We start from the raw sequence: 14,477 nt of genomic DNA on the forward strand, positions 1-14,477 counted from the left end.
GGTTCAATCCCTCAAGGTTGCCTGGAATCGCTCTTTTAATGCTGCAACGCATTTGGCAACGGTCGCAGCAATCTCCTCTTCTTCGAGTGTCCGGCTGGTATCCTGCAAAATCAGGCTAATCGCGAGGCTCTTTTCACCCTCGTTTACGCCCTTACCACGGTACACGTCAAACAAGTTTACGCCAACTACCTGATTTACGCCAACTTTCTTACACTCCGCGATGATATCTGCTGCGGGCACATTTTCAGCCACTACCACAGCGATGTCACGGCGGTTTGCCGGGAAGCGTGAGATCTCGCGCGCGTCAGGCAGGACGCGGTCTGCGACCTTATTCCAAAGCAGTTCAAACACTAAGGTGCGACCGTTAAGATCCAGCTTACGTTCCAGCTCCGGATGAACCACCCCGATAAATCCGATTCGTTCGCCGGCTAAATAAATGCCAGCACTCTGTCCCGGATGCAGCGCCGGATTGGCTTCTGCACGGAACGAAATCGCGTCGGGTTTACCGGTCAAATCCAGCAGCGACTCTAAATCGCCTTTCAAATCATAGAAGTCAACCGTCTGGCGCGCCAGATCCCAGTGCTCTTCGTAGCGGTTACCGCTCAGCACGCCCGCCAGCATAAGATCCTGACGGATGCCGAGATCGGCCTGCGTATCAGGCACAAAGCGTAAACCGCTCTCAAACAGGCGCACGCGGCTCTGCTGACGGTTCTGGTTATACACCACGGCGCCGAGCAGACCGGTCCACAGCGACAGGCGCATCGCCGACATATCGCTGGAAATCGGGCTGGGCAGAATCAACGCTTCTTCGCCCGGATGCAGCAGCTGCTGCACTTTCGGATCGACAAAGCTGTAGGTAATCGCTTCCTGATAGCCTTTATCCACCAGCAGGTTTTTGGCACGCTTCAGCGACAGATCGGCTTCACGGTGCTGGGTCATCAGCAGGCTGGCTTTCACCGGCACATCCGGAATGTTGTTGTAGCCGTAAACGCGCGCCACTTCTTCGACCAGGTCTTCTTCGATGGCCATATCGAAGCGCCAGCTCGGGGCGACGGCTTGCCATTCGCCGTTGCCGACGGTGACGTCACAGCCGAGACGGGTCAGGATATCGGTCACCTGCTCATCCGCAATGACGTGGCCAATCAGGCGGTCCAGCTTCTCACGGCGCAGCGTAATGGTGGCGCGCGCCGGCAGTTTGCTGGCATCGGTCTGATCGATAACCGGGCCGGCTTCGCCGCCGCAAACCGCCAGCAGCAGCTGAGTGGCGCGCTCCAGCGCCTTATGCTGCAGCGCCGGATCGACACCGCGCTCGTAGCGGTGGGAAGCATCGGTATGCAGACCATGACGACGCGCACGACCGGTGATCGCCAGCGGATCGAAGAACGCGCACTCAAACAGTACGTTCTGCGTCGCTTCGTTGACGCCGGAGTGCTCACCGCCGAAGATGCCCCCCATCGCCAGCGCTTTGTGGTGATCAGCAATCACCAGCGTGTCGCTGTGAAGAGTGGCTTCGCTGCCGTCGAGCAGCGTCAGGGTTTCTCCCTCTTTCGCCATGCGCACCACGATACCGCCGTCAATGCGGTCGAGATCGAAGGCGTGCATCGGCTGGCCGAGCTCCAGCAGCACGTAGTTAGTGATATCCACTACCGGATCGATCGAGCGGATACCGCAGCGGCGCAGTTTTTCGCGCATCCACAGCGGCGTTTCAGCTTTCACGTTTACGCCTTTTACCACGCGGCCCAGGTAGCGCGGGCAGGCATCGGTGGCGTCAACACGAATCGGGAAGGTGTCGCTAATGGTGGCTTTAACCGGCTCGATGACCGGCGCCTGCAGCGGCAGGCTATTGATCACCGCCACGTCACGCGCGATACCGATGATGCCCAGACAGTCGGCACGGTTCGGCGTCACGCTGATTTCGATGGTGTTGTCATCCAGCTGCAGGTACTGGCGAATATCGGTGCCCACCGGCGCATCGGCTGGCAGCTCGATAATACCGTTGTGATCGTCAGAAATCCCCAGCTCGGAGAACGAGCACAGCATGCCTTCTGACGGCTCACCGCGCAGTTTTGCCGCTTTGATTTTGAAATCGCCCGGCAGTACCGCACCAACGGTCGCCGCCGCCACTTTCAGCCCCTGACGGCAGTTTGGCGCGCCGCAGACGATATCCAGCAGGCGATCGCCACCGACGTTGATTTTGGTGACGCGCAGTTTGTCGGCGTTCGGGTGCTGGCCGCACTCCACCACTTCACCCACCACGACGCCATGAAACGCGCCTGCCACCGGGTCGACGCCGTCGACTTCCAGACCGGCCATGGTGATTTGCTCAGACAGCGCGGCGCTGTCCAGGGCTGGATTTACCCATTCGCGTAACCAGAGTTCACTGAATTTCATTGGATAACCTGCCCTTATTTAAATTGTTTGAGGAAACGTAAATCGTTTTCGAAGAAGGCGCGCAGATCGGTCACACCGTAGCGCAGCATGGTCAGACGCTCCATGCCCATCCCGAAGGCGAAGCCGGAGTAGATTTCCGGATCGATACCGACGTTGCGCAGCACGTTTGGATGCACCATGCCGCAGCCCAGCACTTCCAGCCATTTGCCATTTTTACCCATCACGTCCACTTCCGCTGACGGTTCGGTGAACGGGAAATAGGACGGGCGGAAGCGAATCTGCAGGTTCTCTTCGAAGAAGTTGTTCAGGAAGTCGTGCAGCGTGCCTTTCAGATTGGTGAAGCTGATGTCTTTATCGACGATCAGGCCTTCCATCTGATGGAACATCGGGGTGTGCGTCTGATCGTAATCGTTACGGTAAACGCGGCCCGGCGCGATGATACGAATCGGCGGCTGCTGATTTTTCATGGTGCGGATCTGCACGCCCGACGTCTGGGTACGCAGCAGGCGCGTGGCGTCGAACCAGAAGGTGTCGTGATCGGCGCGCGCCGGGTGATGGCCCGGAATATTCAGCGCATCAAAGTTGTGATAATCGTCTTCAATTTCCGGACCGGTCGCCACCGCGAAACCCAACTCGCCGAAAAAGGTTTCGATACGATCGATGGTGCGGGTCACCGGATGCAGACCGCCGTTCTCGATACGGCGTCCCGGCAGCGACACGTCGATAGTCTCAGCCGCCAGGCGGGCATTCAGCGCCGCGCTTTCCAGCGTATCTTTACGCGCGTTGAGACGATCCTGTACCTGCTGTTTGGCGTCGTTGATGACCGCACCGGCCGCCGGGCGCTCTTCCGCCGGCAGTTCACGCAGGGTGGTCATTTGCAGCGTCAGGTGCCCTTTTTTACCCAGAAATTCGACGCGCACGGCGTCCAGGGCGGCGATATCCGACGCCTCGTCGATGGCGGCCGTGGCACGGGCCACCAGGTCTGCGAGTTGGGACATGATTTCCTCTTCTTCCAGCCGGGCTGGTCAGTTCTCGTTGGGATCGTGCGATCCGATTAAGTGTCGCCGGAAACAAAAAAGCCTCCACGAGGGAGGCTTTCAGCGCGATTTTTCGTTTCTTTTCTTATGCGCAAAAGCCCCTGACGATCAGGCGCTAAAGTAAAAAAAGAAACGGAAAATAGCAGCGTGCATGCTTGCGTTACCTTGTCTTGATAGAAACCGCACTATTGAAATGCCCTGCGGCTAAAATGTCAATCATTTGCGTGGGTTGCAGGCAATAAAAAAGGGAGCAAGCTCCCTTTTTTACCTGACTTACGCCAGAGCTGATTTTGCTTTTTCAACCAGTGCAGTGAATGCCACTTTGTCGAATACAGCGATGTCAGCGAGGATTTTACGGTCGATTTCAATGGACGCTTTTTTCAGGCCATTGATGAAACGGCTGTAAGAGATGCCGTTCTGACGCGCCGCAGCGTTGATACGTGCGATCCACAGCTGACGGAACTGACGCTTACGCTGACGACGGTCGCGGTAAGCATACTGACCAGCTTTGATAACAGCCTGGAAGGCAACGCGGTAAACACGTGAACGTGCACCGTAGTAGCCTTTAGCTTGTTTTAAGATTTTCTTGTGACGTGCGCGAGCAATTACACCACGTTTTACGCGAGCCATGTGAGCTCTCCTATATCATATTCTGTGATTTCCCCATCATCTTTCGTGCTGCAGTGGCGTTGGCTGCCTTCATTCATCCCGGTCACTTACTGATGTAAGCGCAGGGATTCATTCCGTTGCCGCCTGACTGCAACCCGAAATCTATCGGGGAATTAAAAAAAGGGTTTACTTATGCGTACGGCAGGCAGGCAACAACCAGACCCAGATCGCCTTTAGACACCATGCCTTTTGGACGCAGGTGACGTTTACGCTTGGTAGACTTTTTAGTCAGAATATGACGCAGGTTTGCGTGCTTACGCTTGAAGCCGCCAGAAGCGGTCTTCTTGAAGCGCTTTGCGGCGCCACGTACAGTTTTAATCTTTGGCATTTTTACAAATATCCACTTCGCATTGTTAATAAAATGAACCAGACAGGCGAATAAAAATCCGCGCAGCGCGAACGCTACGCGGCATTATTACTTGAAAGCCTACTGTTTCTTCTTAGGTGCGAGCACCATAATCATCTGGCGGCCTTCGATCTTCGTCGGGAAGGATTCGACCACTGCCAGTTCATTCAGATCTTCTTTCACGCGGTTAAGCACTTCCATACCGATCTGTTGGTGCGCCATCTCACGACCACGGAAACGCAGCGTGATTTTGGCTTTATCGCCCTCTTCCAGAAAACGAATCAGGCTGCGGAGTTTTACCTGATAGTCGCCTTCATCGGTACCAGGACGGAATTTGATTTCCTTGACCTGGATAACTTTTTGCTTCTTCTTCTGTTCCTTAGAAGATTTGCTCTTTTCATAAAGGAACTTGCCGTAATCCATAATGCGGCAAACCGGCGGTTCGGCGTTCGGGCTAATTTCAACTAAATCTACGCCAGCTTCTTCTGCTTTCTCAATCGCTTCGCGCAGTGAGACAATGCCAAGTTGCTCGCCGTCTACGCCAGTTAAGCGCACTTCGGTGGCACGGATTTCGCCGTTGATACGGTTCGGACGCGTCGGTTGTACTCGTTTTCCGCCTTTAATAACCTTATTCCTCTAATTGGTGAAGATGTCGGCTGCGAATCTCTTGTTGCAGCTTCTCAACAAACACATCTACGTCCATGCTCCCGAGGTCTTTACCACGGCGGGTGCGCACGGCAACCTTGCCTGCTTCAACCTCTTTCTCACCGCAGACCAGCATGTAAGGGACGCGACGTAATGTGTGCTCGCGGATTTTAAAGCCTATCTTCTCGTTTCTCAAGTCTGCTTTGACACGAATGCCAGCATTCTGCAATTTCTTTGTCAATTCACTGACATATTCTGCCTGGCCGTCGGTGATATTCATCACCACTGCCTGTACCGGCGCCAGCCAGCTCGGGAAGAAACCAGCGAATTCTTCGGTCAGAATCCCGATGAAGCGCTCCATCGAACCCAGAATCGCACGGTGAATCATCACTGGCGTCTGACGATCGTTGGTTTCGCCCACGTAGGTGGCGTCCAGACGTTTCGGCAGGGAGAAGTCTAGCTGAACGGTGCCGCACTGCCAGGCGCGGTCGAGACAATCGTGCAGCGTAAACTCAATTTTCGGGCCGTAGAAGGCGCCTTCACCCGGCTGATATTCGAACGGAATGTTGTTCTCTTTCAGCGCTTCGGCGAGGTCCACTTCGGCACGATCCCACATCTCATCGCTGCCAATACGCTTCTCAGGGCGCGTCGACAGTTTCACCACGATTTTTTCAAAACCGAAGGTGCTGTACATGTCATAGACCATGCGGATGCAGCTGTTCACTTCATCACGCACCTGATCTTCAGTACAGAAGATGTGGGCGTCATCCTGGGTAAAGCCGCGCACGCGCATCAGACCGTGCAGCGCACCTGACGGTTCGTTACGGTGACAGCTACCGAACTCCGCCATACGCAGCGGCAGGTCGCGGTACGATTTCAGACCCTGGTTAAAGATCTGCACGTGACCCGGACAGTTCATCGGTTTGATGCAATATTCACGGTTCTCGGAAGAGGTGGTGAACATCGCTTCTTTGTAGTTGTCCCAGTGCCCGGTTTTTTCCCACAGCACGCGGTCCATCATGAACGGACCTTTCACTTCCTGGTAGTCGTACTCTTTCAGCTTGGTGCGCACAAACACTTCCAGCTCGCGGAAGATGGTCCAGCCGTCATTGTGCCAGAATACCATACCCGGTGCTTCTTCCTGCATATGGTAGAGATCGAGCTGCTTACCGATTTTACGGTGATCGCGCTTCGCGGCCTCTTCCAGGCGCTGCAGATACGCCGCCAGCTGTTTCTTGTCTGCCCAGGCCGTACCGTAAATACGCTGCAGCATTTTGTTGTCGCTGTTGCCGCGCCAGTAGGCTCCGGAGATTTTCTGCAGTTTAAAATGATGGCAGAAACGCATATTCGGCACGTGCGGACCGCGGCACATGTCGATGTATTCTTCATGATGATACAGGCCAGGACGATCGTCATGGCTGATGTTTTCGTCGAGAATAGTGGTTTTGTAGCTCTCGCCCCGCGCAGCAAACACGTCACGCGCTTCCTGCCAGCTCACCTTCTTCTTCACGACGTCGTAATTGGTCTCAGCCAGCTGGTGCATGCGCTTTTCCAGCAGCTCAAGATCTTCCTGAGTCAGCGTATGGTCGAGATCGACATCATAATAGAAGCCGTTATCGATAACCGGACCGATGGCCATTTTGGTATTCGGCCACAGCTGTTTGATCGCATGCCCTAACAGGTGCGCACAGGAGTGACGAATAATTTCCAGACCGGCTTCATCTTTCGCGGTGATGATGGCGACCTGCGCATCGCTGGTGATCGGATCAACCGCATCCACCAGTTCGCCATTGACGCGACCGGCAATGCAGGCTTTCGCCAGACCCGGACCGATATCCAGCGCAATGTCCATCACGCTGACCGGACGGTCAAATACGCGCTGGCTGCCATCAGGAAGAGTAATTACTGGCATTTCATATCCTTAATTGCAGTGGTAAGCCACACGAAAGCCTACATGCAACACTGAGTTTTGTTTGGTTAACCTGGCGCGATGTCAGACCCACACTGTCGGAATGACGCCAGGCGCGTAAAGCGGCAACGATGATAACAGCTTTCCGCAGTGAGCAAAACCCGCGAAGAAATGCGCTAAGCCAAAGAGAGATCAAAAAAAACCGCCGCGCGGCACAGGCCGGGCGACGGTGTAACAATGCGCTCTGGTTTACATCGCGTAAGAGAGCTGGACCGTGGTTTTGGTGTCAGTACGGTCCGGCGCAGATTCTGGCGGATTGTTATTCCAGGTAACGTTGTAGCCCAGTTTCAGCGCGAAGTGGTCGTTGATCGCTACCTGCAGTGCGGTTTCGGAGTTCAGCGTGGTGTCTTCACCAAAGCTGCTCAGCACCGACACACCCTGGATGAATTTGGTGGTGTCAGTCAGCTGCCACTGATAGCTCAGCGCGCCGTAGCCCAGTGCTTTGGTTTCGTGGCCGCCATCGTGGAAGTCATCGTAACGTACACCCGGACCGAATTCAGCACGCAGCGAGTGCACCGGACCGTTGAGGATCTGACGACCGTAACCGGCGGTCAGGACATCGCGTGAATCATAACCGTTCAGGCGGTCGCTCAGCCAGCTCGCCTGACCGAACAGGTAGTCAGCGCTGTTGAGGTTATAACGGCTACGGCCACCGATGTTATAGGTTTCCGACGAGCGCTCATCGTTGGATGAGGTATTCGCGGCGTTACCCCACAGGCTGTACGCCGTTGAGGTCTGATACCAGGTCATGCTGGTTGACGCGGTCAGCGATGAGCTGGTGGTGTTACCGGTCTGTGCCAGGTAACCGGCTGACGCGGTGCCTTCAAACGGTTTTTTTGCCGTAGAAGGGTCATCCATTGAGGTGAAGACAGCGTTATCTGCAAAGGCCTGGTGACAAAATGCTCCGGCGGAGAGCAACAAAACAGCGGACAGCTTATTGAAGGCTTTCATTAAAAGGTAACCCGTACGACAGTTGAAAAAGAGATGAGTCTGGAGAATTTTCCCGGGCAATCAATGCAATTTACGGTAAGTTTTGTAAAAAAGTATGAAAGCACCAGAATCGGCAGGTTTTGCGCTGGCACCGCTTGTGGATTGGGAATCTTCCCATTTCCGGCGCGCATTATAGGCGGCAAATAACCAAATAACAGCTTAAATGCTACAAGAATTTTCTGCCGACCCTGACAGGACTTTACGCTGTGCGCCGCAGGGCGATTGTGCAGAATTCGCTCTATCGCAGGCGCTGGTCTACGCTGAAATCTGTTCGATAACAATGAGGTGAAAAGATGAGCGATCATGATCTCAAGCGTTACGTTGTCACCTTCCGTTATCAGGAAAGGGGTCTTGGCGATCTGCAGGCGCTGAACAGCGCGATGGTTAACGGCGGTTACAGCACCACGTTACACGATGCGGACGGCCATCCGCACGAGCTGGGCACCAACAGCTTTGGCATTGTCAGTGCGCTGGAGGAGCAGGCGCTGGCGGAACACGCCGCCGGGCTGGCGGCAGTGGCGCTTGATCAGCAGCCGGACGCTGACGTCACCACGCTGGAGGCGTTTCTCAAAGCGCAAGCCTGACGCAATCCGCAAATTGCGCATTGCCGCTGGAGTTGTGCAAGTTTTGCGCGTTACAATCGATCTTACGCAGCGAATAAAGAGGATTACCCGATGTGGTCAGCCATTAGTCGTCTGTTAAGCGAGTACGCCGGCGATGCCGAAATCACCGAACGTCATGAGTTGCCCGGTGGCGATATTCATCCGGCGTGGCGCCTGCGCTACGGTGAGCTGGAGGTGTTCGTCAAATGCAACACGCGCGACATGCTGACGCTGTTCAGCTGGGAAGCCGACCAGCTTGATCTGCTGGCGCGCACCCACACGGTGCGCGTGCCGAAGGTCTACGGCGTCGGTAACGATCGTGACACCAGCTTTCTGCTACTGGAATACATTCCCCCGCAGCCACTCGACGCCCAAAGCGCATTCCAGCTCGGCCAGCAGCTGGCCCATCTGCACCAGTGGAGCGAGCAACCGCAGTTTGGTCTCGACTTCGACAACAACATTACCACCACGCCGCAACCCAACAGCTGGTTACGCAAATGGTCGGTGTTTTTCGCCGAACAGCGCATCGGCTGGCAGCTGCAGCTGGCGGCGGAGAAAGGCGTGCACTACGGTGACATGGAGTTGATCGTGGATTGCGTGCAGCGCAGCCTCGCTAATCACCATCCGCAACCGTCGTTACTGCATGGTGATTTGTGGCCAGCCAACTGCGCCGGCAGCGCCAGCGGCCCGTGGCTGTTCGATCCCGCCTGCTACTGGGGCGATCGCGAATGCGACCTGGCGATGCTCAGCTATTACGCCGATCTGCCGCGCCAGATTTACGAAGGGTATCATGCGGTGTGGCCGCTGCCGGAAGGCTTCTCGCAGCGTCAGCCGGTGTATCAGCTCTACTATCTGCTCAACCGCGCCAACGTCTTTGGCGGCAACTGGGCCGGCGAAGCGCAGTTCGCTATCGGCCAGTTGCTGGAGGAGGATGCGCTGGGCCAGCGCCAGGTCAGACCGGCCTGACGCCTTACAGCATGCCGAGCAGTTTCAACACGAAGTAACCGGCCACGGCGATGATCACCGGCAGAATATACAGCGGAAAAATCTGCAGCAAAATGGTGTGGCGCGGCACATGGATTTTCTCTTCCAGCTGCGCCCGCGTGCGCCCTTCGCTGCCCTTCGCCTGTTCCAGGATCATCTGGTCTTCAATGCCTTCTTTGATATGGCGCGCCTGACGCCACATGCGTGCGCCCGAGGCCTGCAAAGCGATGCCCACGAATATCAGGATATAGATCAGCCAGAAGCCAATATTGGCCCCGCCGTTAAATTCCGGCACCGGCGAATTGTTCCAGAACACATTGAGAAACGGCGTGTTGAACTTAATCATATCCACCATCACATGCACGAAGTCGAGCATCACGGCGTCAATGCCGGGCTGCTTTTCGCTGTGTTTAAACATGAAGCCTAAGATGGAGATAAGGGTGGATAACAGCGCCGGAATAAAAATCACCCAGCCAGCCACTCGCTTGAGGATGGCGATGCGGCCAGCCTGTTGATACGTCATGGTGTCTTCCCTTCACAAACAGTAGTTTTGCCCTAAGTCTACCTGCACTACAGCAAATTTTCCTGAAAAATGCGTAACCTGCCGTAAGTCGGTTTTCGCCGCCGCCCATGTTAAGGTAGGGCAAACTGTCAATGGAGCTGTTGTATGACCTATCGTCGCCCTGTGTTGGCCGCTATTTTTGATATGGATGGCTTACTGATTGATTCTGAACCGCTATGGGATCGCGCCGAGCTGGAGGTGTTTGCCAGCCTGAATGTGGATATTAGCCGCCGCCACGAGCTGCCGGATACGCTCGGCCTGCGCATCGATCAAACCGTGCGCATGTGGTACGAGGCGCTGCCGTGGAACGGACCGGATCAGGCCGAAGTCACTCAGCGTATTATTGCCCGTGCGCTGGCGCTGGTCGAAGAGACGCGGCCGCTATTGCCCGGCGTAGAGCAGGCGCTGCAGCTGTGTCAGCAACAGGGCCTGGCGATTGCGCTGGCCTCGGCGTCTCCGCTGGCGATGCTGGAACGCGTGCTGGAGATGTTCAATCTGCGTCACTACTTTAGCGCCCTCGCCTCGGCTGAAGCGCTGCCTTACAGCAAACCGCATCCGCAGGTGTATCTGAATGCTGCAGCAAAGCTGGGGGTTGATCCGCTCAACTGCGTGGCGCTGGAAGACTCGTTCAACGGCATGATCGCCAGTAAAGCCGCGCGCATGCGTTCCATTGTGGTGCCTGCCGCCGAACATCGCCACGATGCGCGCTGGGCACTGGCCAATGTGCAACTGGAAAACCTGACGCAGCTGCAGGCGGAACATCTGTTTAACTGATCGATGTGCGAGGCGCGTTACGCCTGGCTGATGGTTCGCCCGGTTGGCAGGTGCAAAAGTAAGCCAGACCGTTAATTTCCCGCGCTTTTTTCAGGCGCGGGTCAGCAAAAAATTCACTCTTCGTTACAGCGTCACCGTTCTCATTTACTGGATAAATCCCTATACTGGATGCATCGACAGTTTTTGCAGCCAGGTTCCATCATGACGGCCGAAGGCCATATCATTTTTGCCATCGCCAGTGCGATATTTGCCAAACGCGCCGAACTGACGCCGGTGATGGCCAGTGCCGACTGGTGGCATCTGGTGCCGGCTGCGCTGCTGACCTGCCTGCTGCCGGATATCGATCACCCTAAATCGGTGCTGGGCCAGCGGCTAAAGTGGCTGTCGCAGCCGATAGCCCGCGCTTTTGGCCATCGCGGCTTTACCCATAGCCTGCTGGCGGTGGCGGTCAGCCTGTGGCTGTTTCAGATTAACGTGCCGGCTGACTGGTTCCTGCCAGCGGATGTCCTGCAGGGCATGACGCTCGGCTATCTGAGCCACATTGTCGCCGATATGCTGACGCCCGCCGGCGTGCCGCTGCTGTGGCCGTGCCGCTGGCGCTTTCGCCTGCCTATCCTCAACAGCCAGCAAGGCAATCAGCTGGAGCGTGCGCTATGCCTCGCCCTGGTGGGTTATGCGCTGTGGTTTCCGCCCGGTATGCCGTCATTTGGCGCTAACGGCTGGCCGGAGCAGCTGTTCAACAATCTGCAGAACGGGATTGGCCGGCTGGTGAACGGCAGTACGCGCTGATGTGTTTTTCCTTCTGCCAGCGATTGCTGAAATAATCGCCTTAAATTCCATTTAGTTATAACCCAGACGATTTAGATATATTGTTCCCGCAGGGCCAACTGGTACCATGCCGCGACAGTTACAGAGGATCCCTCTGCTATTTTCGGTTACGCGGCGCGATCGCGTGGCGACCTTCAGGAGTTAACAATGAATATTCCTCTGATCATCAATATCGTGGCATTTGTCGCGCTGCTGATTGCGTTAAACCGCGTCGGCAACCAGAGCTGGAGCCTGTCGAAGCGCGTGCTGACCGGCCTGGTGCTGGGGGTGATCTTTGGCCTGGCACTGCAGGCCATTTATGGCGAAAACAGCCCGGTGGTGAAAGAGTCGATTGGCTGGTTTAACATCGTCGGCAACGGCTATGTTCAGCTGCTGCAGATGATTGTCATGCCACTGGTATTTGCCTCAATCCTCAGTGCGGTGGCGCGGCTGCATAACGCCTCGTCGCTGGGCAAAATCAGCGTGCTGACCATCGGCGTGCTGCTGTTTACCACCGCTATTTCCGCACTGGTGGGCGTGCTGGTGACCGGCCTGTTCCACCTTAGCGCCGAGGGACTGGTACAGGGCGCGCAGGAAACCGCGCGTCTGAGCGCCATCCAGAGCAACTACGTTGGTAAAGTCGCGGATCTCAGTACGCCGCAGCTGCTGCTCTCCTTTATCCCGAAAAACCCGTTTGCCGATCTGGCCGGTGCCAATCCAACGTCGATCATCAGCGTAGTGATTTTCGCTGCTTTCCTCGGCGTGGCGGCGCTGCAGCTGCTGAAAGATGACAAAGCCAAAGGCGAGCGCGTGCTGGTGGCGATTGACACCCTGCAATCCTGGGTGATGAAGCTGGTCCGTCTGATCATGAAGCTGACGCCGTACGGCGTGCTGGCGCTGATGACCAAAGTGGTTGCCGGTTCCAACCTGCAGGACATCATCAAGCTGGGCGGCTTTGTGGTGGCGTCGTATCTCGGCCTCGCGATCATGTTTGGCGTTCACGCGCTGCTACTGTCAATCAACGGTATCAACCCGCTGCGCTTCTTCCGTAAAGTCTGGCCGGTGATTACCTTTGCCTTCACCAGCCGTTCCAGCGCCGCCAGTATTCCGCTGAACGTGGAGACGCAGACGCGTCGTCTGGGCGTACCGGAATCCATCGCCAGCTTCTCGGCCTCATTTGGCGCGACCATCGGCCAGAACGGCTGTGCCGGCCTCTATCCCACCATGCTGGCGGTCATGGTAGCGCCGACCGTGGGTATCAACCCGTTTGACCCGGTATGGATCGCCACGCTGGTCGGTATTGTCACGCTGAGCTCAGCCGGTGTGGCGGGCGTCGGTGGCGGCGCGACCTTTGCCGCGCTGATCGTCCTGCCGGCGATGGGACTGCCGGTCACGCTGGTGGCATTGCTGATCTCCATCGAACCGCTGATTGATATGGGCCGTACCGCGCTCAACGTTAACGGCTCGATGACCGCCGGTTCACTGACCAGCCGCTGGCTGGGTATGACCGACAAAAAAGTGCTGGAGAGCGACGAACACGCGGAACTGGCGCACCGCTAATTAACCCGTTTTCCCGTAACGGCAGGCCGCAAAGCCTGCCGTTTTTTTTGCCGTTTTCTGCACTTTTTTCCGCAATCATGGCGCTAACGTCAGGAAAACGTTAAGCATGGTAAACGGAGGCAAAATCGACGGTTTTTTGCTTGAGTTTGCGCGCTGAAAGGCGAATGCTGCGGGGAGTTACCGCAGGAGAACCCTCATGAGAAACGTTATCGCCTCAATGCTGGCGTTAACCCTGATAGCGCCAACTGTAAGTTTTGCTCATCCGTATGGCTGGGGTCCGGGCCCCGGCCCGCACTGGGGTGGTCCGGGACCCCGCTGGGGCCATCCCGGACCGCTGCGTTTTCTGCCGGAGGCCGCGACCGCCGTGCTGATTGGCGGACTGACCTACTATCTGCTAAACGGTAGCTACTACCAGCGGCAGGGCGACACCTACGTGGTGGTCCAGCCGCCGGATGGCCCACCGGCCAGCGCCATGCGCGTTCTGGATTACAACGGCAAACGCTATTACGTGCAGGATGGTCACTACTATCAGCGCGAGATCAGCGGCAGCTACATTGAGGTGCCGCGGCCGTATGGGCTGTAAGCGCACAAAGAAAAACGGCCCGTCTGAGACGGGCCGTTTGTTATTCTGCTGCCGTTACTGCGCGGCTTGCGGATCGGTATCGTAATCCTTACAGCTCTGGAAGCCGTAGTTCATGACGCGACCGGTGTCGTTATAGCTCACAAAGTAAGTCTGCTGTTTGCCATCACGCTCACCAATCACGTAGGTCTGGCAGGTACCCCGTGCGTGAACCATGGTGATTTCGGTTGACGCCGGTCCGGCAATCTGGCGCACCTGTTCACGCGTCATGCCTTTTTTCACATCCTTCACCACAGGCTTAGTCACGTAGCTTTCCGCACGATCGTAAGTTGTACAACCAGACAGGGCTGCCAGCGTCATAGCGGCAGCGATACATCCCAGCACTTTATTCATCTTGTTGTTCCTCATACTTTGTCCATGTCCCACTAAGCCTGGAACATAATTCCAGATTTATCAACTCAATGGCGGTGCTTTCGGTCAGTTCTGAAGCGTCAGGATTACGTAAAGATGCTGTGTTGCCGTCACCGGCTCCGTATAATCGCGGCGCAAGATACATCTTAA

At 56.2% G+C, this 14,477-nt stretch carries 16 protein-coding genes and 1 other annotated feature; of the genes, 6 read left to right on the forward strand and 10 right to left on the reverse strand.

The features are described 5' to 3' along the window. Positions 1–3: 3 nt before the first annotated feature. The 8 genes from pheT to C1N84_RS10550 all read right to left on the reverse strand — a co-directional run bounded on the left by pheT (position 4) and on the right by C1N84_RS10550 (position 8,008). A complete protein-coding gene (gene pheT / locus C1N84_RS10515) occupies positions 4–2,391 on the reverse strand; it encodes a phenylalanine--tRNA ligase subunit beta (RefSeq protein WP_394541620.1) in 2,388 nt (795 codons plus the stop codon). Between the two features lie 14 nt (positions 2,392–2,405). After that, on the reverse strand, positions 2,406–3,389 hold the full coding sequence (pheS, locus tag C1N84_RS10520) for a phenylalanine--tRNA ligase subunit alpha (RefSeq protein WP_021506248.1): 984 nt from the start codon (positions 3,387–3,389) through the stop codon (positions 2,406–2,408). A gap of 71 nt (positions 3,390–3,460) precedes the next feature. Next, positions 3,461–3,586 (reverse strand) — a sequence feature (Phe leader region). Next, the gene (gene pheM, locus C1N84_RS10525; protein ID WP_121626058.1) at positions 3,537–3,581 is read right to left on the reverse strand and encodes a pheST operon leader peptide PheM; all 45 of its coding nucleotides are present in this window, start codon (positions 3,579–3,581) and stop codon (positions 3,537–3,539) included. It overlaps the preceding feature by 45 nt. A gap of 115 nt (positions 3,587–3,701) precedes the next feature. Beyond that, positions 3,702–4,058, reverse strand: a complete 357-nt coding sequence (gene rplT, locus C1N84_RS10530; protein WP_010616241.1) for a 50S ribosomal protein L20 — start codon at positions 4,056–4,058, stop codon at positions 3,702–3,704. Between the two features lie 169 nt (positions 4,059–4,227). Next, positions 4,228–4,425 carry a 50S ribosomal protein L35 gene (gene rpmI, locus C1N84_RS10535; RefSeq protein WP_006118955.1) on the reverse strand — a complete coding sequence of 66 codons (198 nt, stop codon included), beginning with the start codon at positions 4,423–4,425 and terminating at the stop codon, positions 4,228–4,230. Positions 4,426–4,524: 99 nt separating this feature from the next. Further along, complete coding sequence (infC, locus tag C1N84_RS10540; RefSeq protein WP_058757673.1) at positions 4,525–5,067, reverse strand: translation initiation factor IF-3; 543 nt, start codon at positions 5,065–5,067, stop codon at positions 4,525–4,527. A gap of 4 nt (positions 5,068–5,071) precedes the next feature. Beyond that, the gene (thrS, locus tag C1N84_RS10545) at positions 5,072–7,000 is read right to left on the reverse strand and encodes a threonine--tRNA ligase (RefSeq protein ID WP_021506250.1); all 1,929 of its coding nucleotides are present in this window, start codon (positions 6,998–7,000) and stop codon (positions 5,072–5,074) included. Positions 7,001–7,246: 246 nt separating this feature from the next. Continuing rightward, positions 7,247–8,008 carry a DUF481 domain-containing protein gene (locus C1N84_RS10550; protein ID WP_031279185.1) on the reverse strand — a complete coding sequence of 254 codons (762 nt, stop codon included), beginning with the start codon at positions 8,006–8,008 and terminating at the stop codon, positions 7,247–7,249. Between the two features lie 332 nt (positions 8,009–8,340). On the opposite strand from C1N84_RS10550, the gene ghoS reads away from it, so the two are divergent. Together ghoS and C1N84_RS10560 are read left to right on the forward strand one after the other, a co-directional pair. Next, positions 8,341–8,631: a type V toxin-antitoxin system endoribonuclease antitoxin GhoS gene (gene ghoS / locus C1N84_RS10555; RefSeq protein ID WP_058757672.1), complete on the forward strand. Its 291-nt coding sequence runs from the start codon at positions 8,341–8,343 to the stop codon at positions 8,629–8,631. 90 nt (positions 8,632–8,721) lie between these two features. Next, positions 8,722–9,615 (forward strand): fructosamine kinase family protein, encoded by an 894-nt coding sequence (locus C1N84_RS10560; RefSeq protein ID WP_058757671.1) that lies wholly within the window; start codon positions 8,722–8,724, stop codon positions 9,613–9,615. A gap of 4 nt (positions 9,616–9,619) precedes the next feature. Here C1N84_RS10560 and C1N84_RS10565 read toward each other — a convergent pair whose 3' ends face one another. Further along, complete coding sequence (locus tag C1N84_RS10565; protein ID WP_021506254.1) at positions 9,620–10,156, reverse strand: YniB family protein; 537 nt, start codon at positions 10,154–10,156, stop codon at positions 9,620–9,622. Between the two features lie 144 nt (positions 10,157–10,300). Here C1N84_RS10565 and hxpB point away from each other — a divergent pair, with 144 nt between their 5' ends. The 4 genes from hxpB (at position 10,301) to C1N84_RS10585 (ending at position 13,919) form a co-directional block, all read left to right on the forward strand. Next, positions 10,301–10,969 carry a hexitol phosphatase HxpB gene (gene hxpB, locus C1N84_RS10570; RefSeq protein WP_264441328.1) on the forward strand — a complete coding sequence of 223 codons (669 nt, stop codon included), beginning with the start codon at positions 10,301–10,303 and terminating at the stop codon, positions 10,967–10,969. Positions 10,970–11,170: 201 nt separating this feature from the next. Next, on the forward strand, positions 11,171–11,758 hold the full coding sequence (locus C1N84_RS10575; protein WP_021506256.1) for a metal-dependent hydrolase: 588 nt from the start codon (positions 11,171–11,173) through the stop codon (positions 11,756–11,758). A gap of 186 nt (positions 11,759–11,944) precedes the next feature. Beyond that, on the forward strand, positions 11,945–13,336 hold the full coding sequence (locus C1N84_RS10580) for an L-cystine transporter (RefSeq protein WP_021506257.1): 1,392 nt from the start codon (positions 11,945–11,947) through the stop codon (positions 13,334–13,336). Positions 13,337–13,532: 196 nt separating this feature from the next. Further along, entirely contained in the window at positions 13,533–13,919 is a 387-nt protein-coding gene (locus C1N84_RS10585) for a DUF6515 family protein (protein ID WP_031279187.1), read from the forward strand. A gap of 54 nt (positions 13,920–13,973) precedes the next feature. On the opposite strand, the gene osmE is transcribed toward C1N84_RS10585, so the two are convergent. Then, a complete protein-coding gene (osmE, locus tag C1N84_RS10590) occupies positions 13,974–14,309 on the reverse strand; it encodes an osmotically-inducible lipoprotein OsmE (RefSeq protein WP_021506259.1) in 336 nt (111 codons plus the stop codon). Positions 14,310–14,477: the final 168 nt, after the last annotated feature.

This window comes from Pantoea sp. SGAir0418 (assembly GCF_043529865.1).

Excerpts from the sequence above, each read along its gene's own strand:
- osmE (WP_021506259.1), bottom strand. The coding sequence starts at position 14,309 with ATGAATAAAGTGCTGGGATGTATCGCTGCCGCTATGACGCTGGCAGCC.
- C1N84_RS10560 (WP_058757671.1), top strand. The coding sequence starts at position 8,722 with ATGTGGTCAGCCATTAGTCGTCTGTTAAGCGAGTACGCCGGCGATGCC.
- hxpB (WP_264441328.1), top strand. The coding sequence starts at position 10,301 with ATGACCTATCGTCGCCCTGTGTTGGCCGCTATTTTTGATATGGATGGC.
- ghoS (WP_058757672.1), top strand. The coding sequence starts at position 8,341 with ATGAGCGATCATGATCTCAAGCGTTACGTTGTCACCTTCCGTTATCAG.
- pheS (WP_021506248.1), bottom strand. The coding sequence starts at position 3,389 with ATGTCCCAACTCGCAGACCTGGTGGCCCGTGCCACGGCCGCCATCGAC.
- C1N84_RS10565 (WP_021506254.1), bottom strand. The coding sequence starts at position 10,156 with ATGACGTATCAACAGGCTGGCCGCATCGCCATCCTCAAGCGAGTGGCT.
- rplT (WP_010616241.1), bottom strand. The coding sequence starts at position 4,058 with ATGGCTCGCGTAAAACGTGGTGTAATTGCTCGCGCACGTCACAAGAAA.
- thrS (WP_021506250.1), bottom strand. The coding sequence starts at position 7,000 with ATGCCAGTAATTACTCTTCCTGATGGCAGCCAGCGCGTATTTGACCGT.
- C1N84_RS10575 (WP_021506256.1), top strand. The coding sequence starts at position 11,171 with ATGACGGCCGAAGGCCATATCATTTTTGCCATCGCCAGTGCGATATTT.
- C1N84_RS10550 (WP_031279185.1), bottom strand. The coding sequence starts at position 8,008 with ATGAAAGCCTTCAATAAGCTGTCCGCTGTTTTGTTGCTCTCCGCCGGA.
- rpmI (WP_006118955.1), bottom strand. The coding sequence starts at position 4,425 with ATGCCAAAGATTAAAACTGTACGTGGCGCCGCAAAGCGCTTCAAGAAG.
- C1N84_RS10580 (WP_021506257.1), top strand. The coding sequence starts at position 11,945 with ATGAATATTCCTCTGATCATCAATATCGTGGCATTTGTCGCGCTGCTG.
- C1N84_RS10585 (WP_031279187.1), top strand. The coding sequence starts at position 13,533 with ATGAGAAACGTTATCGCCTCAATGCTGGCGTTAACCCTGATAGCGCCA.
- pheT (WP_394541620.1), bottom strand. The coding sequence starts at position 2,391 with ATGAAATTCAGTGAACTCTGGTTACGCGAATGGGTAAATCCAGCCCTG.